Source organism: Alcanivorax sp., assembly GCF_040118815.1.
Classification (GTDB): Bacteria; Pseudomonadota; Gammaproteobacteria; order Pseudomonadales; family Alcanivoracaceae; genus Alcanivorax.
This window is the reverse complement of record NZ_JBEDTC010000009.1, coordinates 1-15,988: the sequence shown is the minus strand read 5'-3', so window position 1 is coordinate 15,988 and position 15,988 is coordinate 1. Positions and strand designations below refer to the sequence as shown.

Here is a 15,988-nt window from a genome sequence, read left to right as displayed (position 1 = left end):
AGCTAATGCTTATTTGCTGTAAAAACCCTTGCCCTGCTCTGCCAGATCGCTAAGCAGCTTGGCAGGCTTCCAGACATCCGAGCCAGTTTGTTGATAGATCTCGTTCGCTTTTTCGAAGATGGCCTTTACGCCCACCTGATCTGCCCAGAACAGCACGCCACCCCGATACACCGGGAAACCGTAGCCGTAGATCCAGATAACGTCCACATCCAGCGGGCGCGCAGCGATACCTTCTTCCAGAATCTTGGCGCCTTCGTTCACCATCACATACATACAGCGCTCCAGAATCTCCTGGTCGCTGATCTCACGCGGGGTGATGCCGTTATCGCTGCGGTATTGCTCAATAATGCCGTCCACAGCGGTTGAAGGTACAGGGGTACGATCGCCGTCTTTATAGTCAAATACGCCGGCTTGGGTTTTCTGGCCCAGACGCCCCGCTTCCACCAGCTCGTCAGTCCAGTTACGTGCCGGGCCATTGGCCGGATCTTCCTTGCGCAGCTCTTCTCGAATGCGGTAGCCCACATCCATGCCCGCCAGGTCAGACATGGCGAACGGCCCCATGGGAAAGCCCAGATCGAACAATACCTTGTCCACCTGCTGGGGGCTGGCGCCTTCATTAACCAACTGTACGGCTTCCGCCTGACGGCGATGCAACATGCGGTTGCCCACAAAGCCGTGGCACACACCGACCAGCACACCGACCTTGCCGATCCGGCGGCTTAAATCCATTACCGTGGCCACCACCTCATCGGAGGTTTTCTCACCGCGGACATTTTCCAGCAGCTTCATGACATTGGCAGGGCTGAAGAAATGCATGCCCATGACATCTTCCGGACGCTGCGTGAAGCTGGCGATACGGTCCACATCCAGGGTCGAGGTATTAGTGGCAAGAATGGCACCGGGTTTACACACCCGATCCAATTCGCTGAACACGGCTTCTTTCACGTCCATGTTCTCGAACACCGCTTCGATCACCAGATCCACGTCGCTCAAATCATCGTAGCTCAGCGTCGGCTGAATGAGCGCCATGCGCTGCTCCACTTGCTCATCACTGATGCGGCCTTTCTTGGCGGTGTTTTCGTAGTTCTTGCGAATCACCGCCACACCCCGCTCCAGCGCATCTTCCTTCACTTCCAGAAGGCGCACGGGAATGCCGGCATTGGCAAAGTTCATGGCGATACCGCCGCCCATGGTGCCCGCACCGATCACCGCCACCTGATTGATCTCACGCTTGGGGGTGTTCTTGTCCAGGCCAGGCACCTTGGCCACTTCGCGCTCAGCAAAGAACACATGACGCTGGGCCGCCGATTCCGGGGACATCAACAATTCGAAGAACAGCTCCCGCTCGCGCTCCACGCCTTTATCAAACGGCAGCTCCACCGCCGCTTTCACCGCCTTGATACAGGAAAACGGCGCCTTGAAGTCACGCTGTTTGCGAGCGATGGATTGCTCGAACTGGTCGAACAGCCCGTCTTGCGCATCCGGTACGGCCACATCACGGAGTTTTCTCAAGGGAGCGTTATCGGCCAACAGTTGACGGGTATATGCCAACGCACCATCCAACAAATCGCCACTAACCACGTTATCAACCAGGCCCAACGACAGGGCCTCTTTGGCTTTCACCGGGTTGCCACCGACGACCATTTCCAGCGCCTTTTGCGCGCCAACCAAGCGTGGTAAGCGCTGGGTGCCGCCCGCGCCGGGGAGCAAGCCCAGCTTGACTTCCGGCAGCCCCAAGCGTGCGCTATCCAGCGCCACCCGATAGTCACAGCCCAGCGCCACTTCAAGGCCACCACCCAACGCAGTGCCGTGGATGGCCGCTACCACCAGCTTGTCGCTGGCTTCGTATTCGTCAATGACCGCCGGCAACGCCGGCTGCTGGGGGGGCTTGCCGAATTCACGGATATCGGCACCAGCCGGGAAGGTTTTGCCTTCACCGATCACCACCACCGCCCGAATTTGTTCATCTGCCAGCGCTTCACGCAGGCATTGCTGCAGGCCTTCACGTACGCCATGGCCCAGTGCATTCACCGGGGGATAATTGATGCGAATAACGCCAATGTCGCTATCGCGACTGAGGCTGACCGGGTTACTCATTACGACTCTCCTCAGGACGTCCTTTCCAGTCTGCATCGCCGGTACGGCGTAAAAGGCAGCGCCAGTCCTGTTAACGGACCGTACTCGAAAGGATCAGATTCATACCAGTATAAGCAAAGACAAGCGCGTTTCAATTATTTCGGAATATAATTTCATTATATGTAAAAGAACCAAAAACAGGGCCTGAGCGCCCTGTTTTTTGTGATATCCGCTTACTCCTCGAGCACTTCGGACATACGTTGCAATACCACTTCGCCATTCTTCACGGTCGCGATATTCGGATCAGCCATCATGCCGCCCTTGCCATCAATTGCCGTCACGCCGTAAGGGTTACTCTCCGGCTTCAGGCTCTTCAGCGCCGCGCTGAAAGCGCCACGAATTGCCTCGGCATCTTCAACGGTACCGGCTTCCTGCATGGCCTGAACCACCGTGTGCAGCGCGAAGTAGTTATAGGCCACTTCAGTAGTCGGATCCTTCTCTGCGTTCTGCTTGTGATACTTGGCCACGAACGCCTTAGCACCCGGCTCTTCATAAAGGGTCAGCGGCACCACCCCCACAGACCCTTCCAGCATTTTGTAGCCACCCATGATCTTGGACATTTCACCCATCTTGGCCTGGTCCATAATCACGAAACCACCCTTGAAACCCAATTCACGGGCCTGTTTGGCCACCAGGGCGGTGGGTTCGGACGCGCCACCAATGAACATCACATCCGGCTTCTCCGCCAGCACCTTGCTCACACCGGTATAGAAGTCAGCGGATTTGTTGTAGTCCATGGGGTTATCCGCCACCACAGTACCGCCCATGGCTTCCCAGGTAGGCACAAACGCCTTGGTCCAGTACTTGGCATAGTCGTGGGTGGCGTTGGCCACGGCCACTTTTTTGCCATTTTCTTTCATGGCGATTTTGGTAAACGGCTTCATGTAGCCGGTAAAGGTGGGCGGAATCCGTACGGTCAGCTCGTTACCCTTCTCCGTCACTGTGGGCACCGAGGTATAAGACATCACCACAAAACCGTCACGCTCGTTAAACGCTTGTAACGCAAAGGTGCCGCCGGAATGTGGAGTGAAAATCACCGGCGCATTGTATTGCTGCACCAGGCGCTTACCATTCACCGCCGCCTGGCTGGGCGAATACTTGTCGTCCAGTGACACCAGATTGATTTCGTAGGTTTCATCACCCACCTTGAAACCACCCGCATCGTTGATTTCTTCCGCCGCCATCTGCAGGCCTTCTAGGGTGTTCTGGCCGTATAGCGCCGCGCCACCACTCAAGGGTCCGGTAAACCCGATAGTGACCTCTTCTGCCGCCTGTACACCCGTTGCCGCCAAAGCGATTGCGCTGGCGCAGGCTAACCGGCGAAAGGTGCTGGCCAATGTCTTTCTTCCATTACGCATGAAACTCTCCCGTTGTTGTTTTGCTCAAACCGTGAGTCTTGTGTTGCCGCCATTTTTTATGGCGTTTGTTGTAGCGAAAATATGTTGTAGCGCACATGCGGATACCCGATAACCATTACGCGCCAATATAGGCCTTGCGAATGGCTTCGTTACCCAGCATTGCGTCTTTATCACCCTCCATGACCAGGCGACCGTTTTCGATCACATAGGCACGATGGGCAATCTTGAGTGCGGCGAAGGCATTCTGCTCCGCCAGCAAAACCGTGGTGCCCTGCTCGTTGATTCCTTTGATGGTTTCAAACATCTGCTTGACCACCAGCGGTGCCAGACCCAACGAAGGCTCATCCAGCAAGAGCAGTTTGGGCCGGCCCATCATGGCGCGGCCGATGGCGACCATTTGCTGCTGACCACCACTGAGAGACCCGGCAGACTGATCCTTTTTTTCATCGAGAATCGGAAACAGTGACAACACCTCTTCCAGTGTCTTTTTGATCGCCGCCTTGTTACGGCGATGTACATAGGCGCCCAACATCAGGTTTTTCAGCACTGACATTTCCGGGAACAGCTTGCGCCCCTCCGGGCACTGCACCACACCACTCTGCACCAGCCCCGACGGTTTCAGGCCGGTGACATCGGTGCCATCCAGTGAAATGGTGCCCGCCGACGGCTTGATCAGGCCGCTAATGGTGTTGAACAAGGTACTCTTGCCCGCACCATTAGCGCCCAGCAGCACCACTAGCTCGCCCTGGGCCACCGACATGGAGACCTGCTCCAGCGCCTTGAAGCTGCCGTAACGGGCTTCCACGTTATTAAGCTGCAGCATCTTCATCACTCCCCAGATAGGCTTCGATCACCAGTGGATTATTCTTAATCTCATCCGGCGTGCCTTCGGCAATTTTTTCACCGTGGTCGATCACCATAATCTTGTCCGCCAGGCTCATGATCATGTCCATCTTGTGTTCAATCAGGCAGACCGTGACGCCGTGATCCACCATTTTGCGAATCAGCCCGGCCAGATTTTCGGTTTCTTCCGGGTTGATCCCGCCAGCGGGCTCATCCAGTAATACCAACTCAGGATCTGTCGCCAGCGCGAGAGCAAATGCCACGCGTTTTTTTTCTTCCTGACTGATATCCGCTGTAATGCGATGGCCGATGTGAGACAGGCCGACAAAATCCAGCACTTCCTGGGCCCGGGCGCGACATTTTTTCTCTTCGTCGCGCAGGCGTTTGGAATTGATGATCACATCCCACAGGCGGGACTGAGTGCGCAGGCGGTGTCCCACGATCAGGTTGTCCAGCACCGTGGATTGATCGAACAACATGGTGGTTTGGAAAGTGCGCGCAATGCCCAGCCGGGCAATGCGATCACAGGCCATGCCGGTAATGTCCATGCCCTGATATTCGATACGCCCTTCGGTGGGTGCCATGGCACCGGCCACCAGATTGAAGAAGGTGCTCTTGCCTGCCCCGTTAGGGCCGATGATGGCGTTGATCTTATTGGCTTCGAATTCGATGCTGACGTTATTGACCGCCGCCAGCCCACCGAAACGCTTGGTAAGGTTATGAATCTTAAGCATGGTTACCGGCCTCCTGCGTGGATGATGCCGAGGTCTTGTTGGACGACGTATTGGTGGCCCCCTTCTCTTTTTTCTGGCTGGCATCGTGAGCCGCTGCAAGGCGACGACCGCGCCAGGACAGGAAGGACCCCACCACCCCTTTCGGGAAGAAGATCACCAACACCACCAGCATCGGTCCGAACACGATCATCCGATACTCTTCCAGGAACTGCAGTGACTGGGTCAGCCAGGTAATGGCCAAGGTGCCCAGTAGTGGGCCCATCAAGGTGCCAATACCACCGACCAACAGGTAGGTAATCATGTCGAAGGTGTGGGTCACCTCGGCTTCCGCCGGGCCAATAAAACGCACCATGCCGGCATACAGCGCACCCGCCACACTGGCGTAGGTGGTAGACAGTACAAACGCCAGCACCTTGTTACGCATCAGGTTGATCCCCAGCGACGCCGCCAGATCATCACTGATACGAATGGCTAGGAAGGTCCGCCCCAACAAGGAATGCGCGATTCGCGATGCCAGCCAGATGGACAGCACCATGAACGCCAACGCCAAGTAATAGAACGGGGTGGTCTCGGTGAAGTCCACCAGCCCGAAGCCACTCGGCGCAGGAATATTGATAATCCCCAGAGCACCGTGGGTCAGCTCTTCCCACTTATCCAGCAACAGATAAATGATAAAGCCCACGCACAGAGTGAAGATGGCGAAGTAGTGCTCTTTCAGGCGCAGCGAGATCACCCCCACCAGAAAACCGAGGATAGCGCCCACCGCCCCTGCCGCGATAAACGCCGGCCAGAAAGCCCAGCCATGATCGACGGTCAGAATGGCCAGCGCATACGCACCAATAGCAAAGAAGCCGCCATGGGCCAGGTTTAACTGGCCGCACAGGCCGGTAATGATATTCATCCCATACACGGCAATCGCCCAGACAAACGCCAATGCCATCACGTAAACCTGGTACTCATTGCCCGCCACAAAGGGGAACAGCAGCGCTGCCACGATCATTACGATCTTCATCGCCGGGGTCATGAAAAAATTGGAAATCTTGGTCAGGGCGTTCATTAGTGGACCCCCTTGCTGAACAGGCCAGTCGGCTTGATGGAAAGAATCACCACCAATAACGCAAACGCGATGATGTCCTTGTAATCAGTGGAGATATAAAAACCACCAAACGCTTCGGCAAAGCCAATAATCAGCCCGCCAACAATGGCACCGGGAATGGAGCCCATGCCACCAAGGATGATGATCACAAAGGCTTTCATGATCAGCAGATGCCCCATGGCCGGGTAGACCAGGTTAATCGGCGCAAACAGGGTCGCACCCACCGCCGCCAGCGCCCCGGAAATGGCAAAGGTCATCATCGCCACCCGGTTGGCATCAATGCCGACCAGAAAAGCGCCTTCACGATTCTGCGCCATGGCCACGATGGTGGAACCGGTCATGGTTTTCTTCAGGAACAGATGCAGCACCGCCATCAGTGAAAACGCACCGGCAATGATCAGCACCCGCTGGGCCGGAATGGTCATGCCGGCAATATCCAGGATTTCGGTATAGGGCGTCGGCATGCGGCGGAACTCGGCGCCCCACTGCATTTGCACCAGCGCTTCCAGAAACAGCATGATGCCGATAGCCGCAATCTTGTCGTGAATCGGGGGCGCATCACGTAACGGGTTGAACACCAGCCGTTCACACAATACCGCCAGCGCCGCCACTGCCACGGCAGCCAACAGCATGGCCACCCAGTAGTTCACACCGAAGTCGACCATGGTGATATACGAGACATAGGCGCCGACCATATACAGCGCCCCGTGAGCAAAATTCGGTACGTGCAGAATGCCGTACACCAGCGTCAGCCCCAGGGCGACAAGCCCGTAGATGCTGCCCAGCGTCAGGCCATTGAGCACTTGTTGAAAGAACAGTTCCAAGGCAAAGCCTCCTGTTGGGGAGAAACCCGCCGGCGGCATGCCGCCACGCCCTCGCGGTTTCACACCACGTAGGGCACCGGTTTCTCGTTTTGCGTTGTTATTTCAGCTCCGCGGAGTAGCGCTTCCGCTTATTTGTTTATGCTGGAGCTGACTCGGCCTGCCCACCATTAGACAGACCGCTATGGGCAAGCGCCGTTACGACGCCTGCTGTGTTTTCTGGCCTGCCCACTCCTGCTCCTGCAGGGCTCGCCACATCACCTTACCGGTGGGCGAACGGGGCAGCTCATCGCGGAACTCCACCACATGGGGCACCTTGTAGGCCGCCATTTCCTCTTTGCACCAATCGATGATGGCCTGCTCGGTGAGCGAGCCCTTCATGTCATCGCGCAATACCACACAGGCCTTAACGGTTTCGCCGCGGCGTTCGTGGGGAGTGGAAATTACGCAGCTTTCCTGGATCGCAGAATGGCGGTACATCAAGCTTTCCACCTCTGCCGGCCACACCTTGAAGCCGGACGCATTGATCATGCGTTTCACCCGGTCGACAATGAAGAAATAGCCCTCTTCATCGATGTAGCCCAAATCACCGGTGCGGAAAAAGCGTTTGCCATCCAATTCCAGAAACGCTTTCTGCGTCTCTTGTGGGCGTTTCCAGTAACCCTGGAACACTTGCGGACCGTGGCTGATGATTTCACCCACTTCCCCCTGGGGAAGCTCCTTGCCGGTTTCCACATCAATGATGCGCGAATCGATATCGAACACCGGAATCCCCAGGCACTGAGACTTGGGTCGGTCGGTGGGATTGATGTGCGTGCCGGCAATGGTTTCGGACAGGCCATAACCTTCCATGTAGCGCAGGCCGGTGAGTGCGAAGAGCTTGTCGGACACCGCCGCCGGCATAGCTGCACCGCCGCCACCGATATTTTCCAGCGATGACAGGTCGTAGTTCTCCACTTCCGGGTCGGACAGTAGGTCGATGGCCATGGTGACAATGTTCACCCAACGGCTCACCTTGTAGCGCTCGATCAGCTTGGCCGCCACACGGCGGTCCCAGCGCGTCATCAGCACAGTCAAGGACCCGCAGTAAATCGGCGAATTCATGGAGCCCTGCATGCCGGTCACATGAAAATACGGCAGCGTAGCCAGAGTGACGGATTCGGTGGTGCCATGGCTCCACACTGCCCCCTGCACACAGGTGGCCATCACCGACGCATGGGTATGCATGCAGCCCTTGGGAGCTCCGGTGGTGCCGGAGCTGTACGGAAAGACCGCCAGATCGTCCGGGCCGACCAACAATTCGCCGGGGGTTTTATCTGCCGCGATAACGTCTTTCCAGGCCAGGTGGGCCGGGTCCGTCAGGGCAGCGGCCGGCGCTTCCACCTCTGGAGGCAAAGGCAAGTCCGTGTCACGGACGATGTAATCGTTGTAGGCCGCCACAATCACATGGCGCAGGTTCACCTTGCCCACCACCGGCGCCATCGCCGCCAGCAACTCCTGACCACAGATCGCCACCGACGCGTCGGTATCTTCCAGGTAGTGTTCCAGCTCTGCCGCCCGGTTCATGGGGTTCACCGGCACCACAATGGCATTGGCCCGCAGGATGGCGTAATAGCTGATAGTGAACTGGGGAGCGTTCTGCATGAACAGCAGCACCCGGTCGCCCTTCTCCACGCCCAGTGATTGCAGGTAGCCCGCGAGGGCATCCACCTGCTGCTTCAACTGGGAAAACGTGAGGGGGCTATCGTAATAATGGATCGCGTCCCGCTGCGGGTAACGCAGTGCAGACACCTCCAGATTGGTATAGAGGCTGGTCTGCGGCAGGCTCAGATGCTTGGGAATATTCTCTGGCCAGACCGCAAAATGCCGATCAGACATGGCTTACTCTCCCGAATGCAGCCCTACAGGGCTGCTTTTATTGTTGATGCCCGAAAAAAGCGGGCAAAACCGACAAGACCCGGCTAACGCAGCCTGCTCATCGGTGAATACAAAGTGTTGACTCGCCGGTCAATCTGACACGGGCAATGGGGAGCGTCAATACTATTTTGGAACTACGTTTTGTTTTTTGAAAACAAATACAACGGAGGGGAAAAAGCAGAAAAGCAGGCAGGAGGACCAAGAACATACCACCGGGTATGCTTCAGGCACACACCGGTTATCGGAAATTCGGACGGGAATTTTACTGGGGACTGAGGCGCCGCGCCCCTCAGGCCGGGGCGTCAGTGTCGGTGAGCAGAAAGGGAGAGTGCTGCAGGCTGAACACAAAGGTATCCACGTAATCCGGCGCAGACTCCGCCAAGTCGAACACCGACGGGTCCAGCAACCAGTGCATGATTAATCCGGTTAACAAGCTGTGCAGCATGGTCACCGCACGACTAACGTCTAACCCGTCGGGTAGCTGCCCCCTGGCAATGGCATTCCTGAACGTGGTTTCCAAACTGTCAGAGGCGTCTCTGCAGGCATCCTGCTGGCGGTGCAGCAGATCCAGGTTCTCCCCGCTGAGCTCGCACTTCTGGAAAATGATCTCGAACACCCGGCGCTGGGACGGGTCCTGTGCCGCTTTTTGTAACAGATAGACCATAAACTCGCGCAGTCGACCCAGTGGATCCACCTCATCATCGGCCCCCGCGCGCTGGGCCAGCGCCTCAAATGGCAGACGTCGTCGATCGGCCATGGCCACAAAGACATCGTGCTTATTCTTGAAATGCCAGTAAATCGCCCCTCGTGTCACACCCGCCTCACTGGCAATATCATTCAATGAGGCGGACAACACACCCTTGCGGTGGAATACCTGCTCGGCCGCATCCAGAATCTGGGTACGGGTTTCCATCGCTTCTGCCTTGGTGCGCCGGACCATAGGAGGCTCCCAAATGGACATAAGAATTTTTTGTGCAGATGGGCCTAAAGGCCTATACATACATTGCTGAATGTATATACTGAACCTGATTCATTATTCATGCAAGCGCTACCAGTCCGTCTGCACAGGGTTGGTAAGTAGCGTGTTTTAGCGTGTTTCCAAGCACTGAGGTAATTATGCGCAGCGGTTTCATTCTTCCCTTGATGGCAGGCGCACTCGCCCTGCAGCTTAGCGGCTGCGGCGATGCCGACCAGCCCGGTCAACAACAACAGCAAGCCCCACAAGCCGGTTTCGTCACGGTCAAGGCTGACACTGTCACCCTGAACCGGGAATTGCCCGGCCGGACCACTGCGCATCAAATTGCCGAAGTGCGGCCCCAGGTCAGCGGCGTCATTGAGAAGCGCCTGTTCGAGGAAGGCCAGGAAGTAGAAGCCGGCCAACCGCTGTACAAGATCGACTCGCGTACCTATCAGGCTGCCGTGGCCACAGCCAAGGCCGAGCTGGCCCGCTCCCAGGCAACGCTGAAGTCCAATGACTTACGCGCCAAGCGCTTCAAGAAGCTGCTGGACTACAAAGCCGTGAGCCAGCAGGAGTACGACGAAGCCCAGGCCCAGCTAGATGAAAACAAAGCCGCAGTTGCCGCTGCCCGAGCCAACCTGCAAAGCGCCCAGATCAACCTGGACTACGCCACCATCGAAGCACCCATTAGTGGCCGTATTGGTCGCTCCAGCGTCACTGCCGGTGCCCTGGTCACTGCCAACCAGGCCAACACCCTGGCCACCATCAGGCAGCTGGATCCAATCTATGTGGATCTGACCCAGTCCAGCAATGAACTGCGCCAACTTCGTCAGGCCATGCAAGCCGGTGAGCTGCAACAAGTCAGCGACGATGAAGCTCGCATCACCCTGATTCTGGAAGACGGCTCTCACTACCGGGAAGCCGGCGCACTGCAATTTTCCGAATTTGCAGTAGATGAAAGCACCGGTTCCGTGACAATGCGCGCCCTGTTCCCGAACCCGGAAAGCGAGCTACTGCCCGGCATGTTTGTGCGCGGCCGCCTGCCGGAAGGACAGCGCAAGGATGCCATTCTGGTTCCCCAGAAAGGCATTACTCGCGATCCCACGGGACAAGCCTATGCCATGCTGATCGACAGCAATGACCAGGCCAAGAAGGTGAAGGTCAGCACTGAGCGTGCGGTGAAAAGCCAATGGTTGATCGCTGATGGCCTGAAAGACGGCGACCGCCTGATTGTCGACGGCCTGCAGCGCATTCAACCCGGCTCGCCGGTGACGCCAGTGGATACCGAGAAAGCCGACGGCGAAGCCGCCCAACAAGAACAGCCCCAGTCCCCCGCCGAGAACACCGGCGAGGCACAAAGCGCAGCGCAATAGCGCGCAACGACGAGAAACGGGATTCCCATGGCCAGATTTTTTATTGACCGTCCGATTTTCGCCTGGGTTATCGCCATCATCATGATGATGGCCGGTGCCCTGGCCATTTACACCCTGCCCATCGAGCAGTACCCCACCGTTGCGCCGCCGCAAGTGTCCATTGCCGGTAACTACCCCGGTGCCTCGGCAAAAACCGTGGAAGACTCGGTCACCCAGGTGATCGAGCAGCAAATGAACGGGATCGACAACCTGCTGTACATGAGCTCCAGCAGTGACTCCTTCGGTAACGCCGCGGTGAACCTGACATTCGCCCCCGGCACCGACCCGGACATTGCCCAGGTACAGGTACAGAACAAGCTGCAACTGGCGACCCCACTGCTCCCCCAGGAAGTACAGCAACAGGGGATGCAGGTCACCAAGTCCTCTGACTCCTTCCTGATGGTAGCGGCCTTCACTTCCGATGACGGCAGCCTGACCCGGGCGGACTTGGCCGATTATATTGCTTCCAACGTACAGGATCCGGTAAGCCGGGTGCCCGGCGTGGGCCAGATCCAGTTATTCGGCTCGCCCTACGCCATGCGCATCTGGCTGGACCCGAACAAACTCAACAAGTTTGACCTGACGCCCCAGGACATCACCCAAACCATCCAGGTCCAGAACAATCAGGTGGCCAGTGGCCAACTGGGCGGCGCCCCTGCGGTGGAAGGCCAGCAACTGAATGCCACCATCATTGCCCAAACCCGTCTGGAAGACGTGGATCAGTTCAAGAATATTCTGCTAAAAGTGAACCCGGACGGCTCTCAAGTCTTCCTGAAAGACGTGGCCCGGGTAGAACTGGCGGCACAGAACTACGACGTGCAGGGCCGGTACAACGGCCAACCCGCCGCGGGCTTGGCTATCAACCTGGCCACCGGCGCCAATGCGCTGGACACCGCCGAGGCACTGCGTGCTCGTCTGGCAGAACTGGAACCCTTCTTCCCGGACAAAATGAAGATGGAGTTCCCCTACGACACCACGCCGTTTGTCAGTATCTCCATCGAAGAAGTGGTGCACACCCTGTTCGAGGCCATCATCCTGGTGTTCCTGGTGATGTACCTGTTCCTGCAAAACTTCCGCGCCACCCTGATTCCTACCCTGGCGGTACCGGTAGTATTGCTGGGCACCTTTGCGGTGCTGGCCGCCTTCGGTTTCTCCATCAATACCCTGACCATGTTCGGCATGGTGCTGGCCATCGGCCTGCTGGTAGATGACGCTATCGTGGTGGTGGAAAACGTGGAACGAGTGATGCACGAGGAAGGCCTACCGCCCAAGGAGGCCACCCGTAAATCCATGGGCCAGATCACTGGCGCGCTAGTCGGTATCGCCCTGGTTCTGTCGGCGGTATTCATTCCCATGGCCTTCTTCCCCGGCTCCACCGGTGCCATTTACCGCCAGTTCTCCATCACCATTGTGTCGGCCATGGTGCTGTCTGTGCTGGTGGCCATGATCCTGACACCAGCCCTCTGCGCCACCATGCTCAAGGCCAAGGACAGCGAACATCAGACCGATCACGGCTTCTTTGGCTGGTTCAACCGCACCTTTGATCGTGGCACCCGCCGCTACCAGGGCAGCGTAGAGAAGATCCTCGGCCGCCGGGGTCGCTACCTGTTCATCTATGTAATCATCGTCGGCGTACTCGCTTTCAGCTTTATGCGCCTGCCGTCCAGCTTCCTGCCGGAAGAAGATCAGGGGATTCTGTTCACCCTGGTCACCCTGCCGGCCGGTTCCACCCAGGAACAGACCGTGGACGTGCTGAAAAAAATGGAGGACTACTATCTCAACGAAGAGTCCTCCGCCGTGGATGGCCTGTTCACCGTAGCCGGCTTCAGTTTCACCGGCCAAGGCCAGAACGCCGGCATGGCCTTCGTGAACCTGAAAGACTGGTCAGAACGGGACCTGTCCGTGGACGGCGCCAACAATGTGGTTGGCCGTGCCATGGGTTACTTCTCGACTATTCGTGAAGCCATGATGTTCGCCCTCAACCCACCCTCAATTCCTGAACTGGGGAACGCCAGCGGTTTCGACTTCCAGCTGCTGGACCAGTCTGGTCAGGGCCACGAAGCACTGATCCAGGCCCGTAACCAGATGCTCGGCATGGCCGCCCAGGACCCGCGCCTGGCCGGTGTGCGCCCCAACGGCCTGGAGGACAGCCCGCAATACCAGGTCAACATTGATCAGCAGAAAGCCAAGGCGCTGGGCCTGTCCATCAGCGACATCAACAGCACCTTGCAGATCGCCTGGGGCTCCAGCTACGTGAACAACTTCGTGGACCGGGGCCGGGTGAAACGGGTGTATGTACAGGCCGATGCCCCTTACCGGATGCTGCCGGAAAATATCAACGACTGGTTCGTGCGTAACAATCAGGGCGAAATGGTGCCGTTCTCCACGTTCGCCACCGGCCACTGGACCTATGGCTCGCCCAAGCTGGAGCGTTACAACGGCGTGTCCTCGGTGAACATTCAGGGCAACGCAGCGCCCGGTTACAGTACCGGTGACGCCATGGATGCCATGGAAGAACTATCCGCCAAGCTGCCCGCCGGGTTCGGCTTTGAATGGACTGGCATGTCTTACCAGGAGCGTCAGTCTGGTGACCAGGCCCCGGCCTTGTACATCATTTCCCTGCTGGTGGTATTCCTTTGTCTGGCCGCCTTGTATGAAAGCTGGTCGATTCCGTTCGCGGTCATGCTGGTCGTACCACTGGGTATCCTGGGGGCCGTATTGGCCGCCACCTTCCGCGACCTGAACAACGACGTCTTCTTCCAGGTGGGGCTGTTGACCACCATCGGGCTCTCGGCGAAAAACGCGATTCTGATTGCGGAATTTGCGCTGGAGCTGGAGCAGAAAGGCGAGCACTTGCTCAAGGCCACACTGGAAGCGGTACGCATGCGGCTACGTCCGATTTTGATGACCTCACTGGCTTTCATGCTCGGGGTAACCCCGCTGATGATCAGTACCGGCGCCGGCGCCGGTGCCCGTAACGCCATCGGTACCGGGGTATTCGGCGGCATGCTTACCGCCACCGTCCTCGCCATCTTCTTTATTCCGTTGTTCTATGTGGCGGTACGCAAACTGTCCGGCGTGCCCCTCAACGGCAAGAAGAAAGACAAAGAGTAAGTCCAAGCGGAGTAACCCCCATGACCCGTAATCCTCTGACGCTCGCCCTTCTGGGCGGGCTGATGCTGGGTGGCTGCACCCTAGCCCCCAGCTACGAACAACCTGCGTCCCCGGTGCCTGCCCAACTGGGCGAAACCACCACTGACGGCGCCAGCGAGCTGACCCTGCCCGGTTGGTCCACCCTGTATCAGAGCGCGGAACTGCAGCAACTGATCCAGAGCGCCCTGGACAATAACCGGGACCTGCGCCTGGCGGTGCTGGATGTGGCCGCCCTGCGGGCCCAGTACCAGATCCAGCGTGCGGATCTATACCCGAACCTGTCCGTGGATGGCAGCGGCACTCGCCAGCGCTTGCCCGGCGATCTGTCATACACCGGCAGTTCCACCCTCTCTGATCAATACGGTGTTCAGGTTGGCGTCACCGCCTGGGAACTGGACCTGTTCGGACGGGTGCGTAGCCTCAAGGATGCCTCCCTGGAGAATTATCTGGCCAGTGAAGAGGCCCAGCGCAGCACCCAGCTGGCCCTGATTGCCCAAGCGGCGCAGAGCTACCTGACCCTGGTCAGCGACCGTCAAAACCTGGCGATCAGCGAAGAGACCGTGGCCGCACAAGAGGACTCACTCACACTGATCCAGCGGCGCTTCGAAAGCGGCCTCGGCACCGAACTGGATGTGCGGCAGGCGCAGATTGCCCTGCAAGGCGCCCGTGCCAATCTGGCCAGTTTTGAACGCCAGGTCAGCCAGGATTACAACGCTCTCGCCGTGCTGGTGGGGGGGCCACTGCCCACGCTGGAATCGGTCAATCTGGACAGCGACACCCTCGCGCTGGTAGCACCGGTGCCGGAAGGCCTCTCCTCCGCCCTACTGACCCAACGCCCCGACGTGCAGCAAGCCGAACATCAACTGCGCGCCGCTAATGCCAGCATCGGCGCAGCACGAGCAGCCTTCTTCCCGAGCATTCAGCTCACCGGCGCCTATGGCACCATGAGCAGCGAGCTATCCGGCCTGTTCGACAGCGGCTCCAAAGCCTGGTCGTTCAGCCCCAGTATTTCCCTGCCAATTTTCTCGGGAGGCCGTAACAAGGCCAATCTGGATCTGGCTGAAGTGCGCCAGGATCAGGCCGTGGCCACTTATGAAAAAGCCATTCAGACCGCTTTTCAGGAAGTCGCCAACGCCCTGGAGGCCCGTGACACCCTGGCCCGCCAGCAGCAGGCTCAGCAAGCTCTGGTTACCGCCACGGAACAATCCCTGACGCTCTCTCAACAGCGTTACGAACAAGGCGCGGATGATTATCTGGCGGTACTGGACGCACAGCGCACCCTGCTCGCCGCTCGCCAGCAACTCGTCACCCTGAAGCTGCAGCAGCTAACCAACGAAACAGAGCTGTATCGCGCATTGGGCGGGGGCTGGAACGCACAGCATCCCACTCACGTGGCCAGCCGTTAGTTAAGTGCGATGTCGGATTACGCCTTTCGGCTAATCCGACCTTGTGTCTCTCCGGCGGAAGGATTTGCTACCCTTTCGCCACTGCTGGCGGGCAACCCGTATCCGACCTGAGGCCCTGAGCCTGTGACGTAGATAGGTCTCGCCAGTATTTCTC

11 protein-coding genes are annotated in these 15,988 nt (G+C 58.0%); 3 read left to right on the top strand and 8 right to left on the bottom strand.

The genetic code is table 11. From position 1 onward, the window contains the following. Positions 1–9: 9 nt before the first annotated feature. From ABNH18_RS06615 to ABNH18_RS06580, 8 genes are all read right to left on the bottom strand, one after another. Complete coding sequence (locus ABNH18_RS06615) at positions 10–2,097, bottom strand: 3-hydroxyacyl-CoA dehydrogenase NAD-binding domain-containing protein (RefSeq protein ID WP_349382053.1); 2,088 nt, start codon at positions 2,095–2,097, stop codon at positions 10–12. A 212-nt stretch (positions 2,098–2,309) separates the two neighbouring features. Beyond that, positions 2,310–3,494 carry an ABC transporter substrate-binding protein gene (locus ABNH18_RS06610; protein ID WP_349382052.1) on the bottom strand — a complete coding sequence of 395 codons (1,185 nt, stop codon included), beginning with the start codon at positions 3,492–3,494 and terminating at the stop codon, positions 2,310–2,312. A 115-nt stretch (positions 3,495–3,609) separates the two neighbouring features. After that, positions 3,610–4,317 (bottom strand): ABC transporter ATP-binding protein, encoded by a 708-nt coding sequence (locus ABNH18_RS06605; protein ID WP_349382051.1) that lies wholly within the window; start codon positions 4,315–4,317, stop codon positions 3,610–3,612. Continuing rightward, positions 4,304–5,071 (bottom strand): ABC transporter ATP-binding protein, encoded by a 768-nt coding sequence (locus tag ABNH18_RS06600; protein ID WP_349382050.1) that lies wholly within the window; start codon positions 5,069–5,071, stop codon positions 4,304–4,306. The genes ABNH18_RS06605 and ABNH18_RS06600 overlap by 14 nt, the downstream gene beginning before the upstream one ends. Continuing rightward, the gene (locus tag ABNH18_RS06595; RefSeq protein WP_349382049.1) at positions 5,064–6,128 is read right to left on the bottom strand and encodes a branched-chain amino acid ABC transporter permease; all 1,065 of its coding nucleotides are present in this window, start codon (positions 6,126–6,128) and stop codon (positions 5,064–5,066) included. Before ABNH18_RS06595 ends, ABNH18_RS06600 begins: the two co-directional genes overlap by 8 nt. Continuing rightward, positions 6,128–6,991, bottom strand: coding sequence for a branched-chain amino acid ABC transporter permease (locus tag ABNH18_RS06590; RefSeq protein ID WP_039927576.1), 864 nt, complete (start codon positions 6,989–6,991; stop codon positions 6,128–6,130). The genes ABNH18_RS06595 and ABNH18_RS06590 overlap by 1 nt, the downstream gene beginning before the upstream one ends. 195 nt (positions 6,992–7,186) lie before the next feature. After that, complete coding sequence (locus ABNH18_RS06585) at positions 7,187–8,866, bottom strand: long-chain fatty acid--CoA ligase (RefSeq protein ID WP_349382048.1); 1,680 nt, start codon at positions 8,864–8,866, stop codon at positions 7,187–7,189. Positions 8,867–9,194: 328 nt separating this feature from the next. Continuing rightward, complete coding sequence (locus ABNH18_RS06580; protein ID WP_349382047.1) at positions 9,195–9,845, bottom strand: TetR family transcriptional regulator; 651 nt, start codon at positions 9,843–9,845, stop codon at positions 9,195–9,197. A gap of 176 nt (positions 9,846–10,021) precedes the next feature. Between ABNH18_RS06580 and ABNH18_RS06575 the strand changes: the two genes are divergently transcribed. Genes ABNH18_RS06575 through ABNH18_RS06565 form a run of 3 tightly spaced genes read left to right on the top strand, consistent with a single transcriptional unit; the run spans position 10,022 to position 15,834 of the window. After that, entirely contained in the window at positions 10,022–11,236 is a 1,215-nt protein-coding gene (locus ABNH18_RS06575; protein ID WP_349382046.1) for an efflux RND transporter periplasmic adaptor subunit, read from the top strand. 27 nt (positions 11,237–11,263) lie between these two features. Further along, positions 11,264–14,389, top strand: a complete 3,126-nt coding sequence (locus ABNH18_RS06570) for an efflux RND transporter permease subunit (RefSeq protein ID WP_349382045.1) — start codon at positions 11,264–11,266, stop codon at positions 14,387–14,389. 20 nt (positions 14,390–14,409) lie between these two features. Next, on the top strand, positions 14,410–15,834 hold the full coding sequence (locus tag ABNH18_RS06565) for an efflux transporter outer membrane subunit (RefSeq protein ID WP_349382044.1): 1,425 nt from the start codon (positions 14,410–14,412) through the stop codon (positions 15,832–15,834). The last annotated feature ends 154 nt before the right edge of the window (positions 15,835–15,988 follow it).

Excerpts from the sequence above, each read along its gene's own strand:
- ABNH18_RS06615 (WP_349382053.1), bottom strand. The coding sequence starts at position 2,097 with ATGAGTAACCCGGTCAGCCTCAGTCGCGATAGCGACATTGGCGTTATT.
- ABNH18_RS06610 (WP_349382052.1), bottom strand. The coding sequence starts at position 3,494 with ATGCGTAATGGAAGAAAGACATTGGCCAGCACCTTTCGCCGGTTAGCC.
- ABNH18_RS06605 (WP_349382051.1), bottom strand. The coding sequence starts at position 4,317 with ATGCTGCAGCTTAATAACGTGGAAGCCCGTTACGGCAGCTTCAAGGCG.
- ABNH18_RS06600 (WP_349382050.1), bottom strand. The coding sequence starts at position 5,071 with ATGCTTAAGATTCATAACCTTACCAAGCGTTTCGGTGGGCTGGCGGCG.
- ABNH18_RS06595 (WP_349382049.1), bottom strand. The coding sequence starts at position 6,128 with ATGAACGCCCTGACCAAGATTTCCAATTTTTTCATGACCCCGGCGATG.
- ABNH18_RS06585 (WP_349382048.1), bottom strand. The coding sequence starts at position 8,866 with ATGTCTGATCGGCATTTTGCGGTCTGGCCAGAGAATATTCCCAAGCAT.
- ABNH18_RS06580 (WP_349382047.1), bottom strand. The coding sequence starts at position 9,845 with ATGGTCCGGCGCACCAAGGCAGAAGCGATGGAAACCCGTACCCAGATT.
- ABNH18_RS06575 (WP_349382046.1), top strand. The coding sequence starts at position 10,022 with ATGCGCAGCGGTTTCATTCTTCCCTTGATGGCAGGCGCACTCGCCCTG.
- ABNH18_RS06570 (WP_349382045.1), top strand. The coding sequence starts at position 11,264 with ATGGCCAGATTTTTTATTGACCGTCCGATTTTCGCCTGGGTTATCGCC.
- ABNH18_RS06565 (WP_349382044.1), top strand. The coding sequence starts at position 14,410 with ATGACCCGTAATCCTCTGACGCTCGCCCTTCTGGGCGGGCTGATGCTG.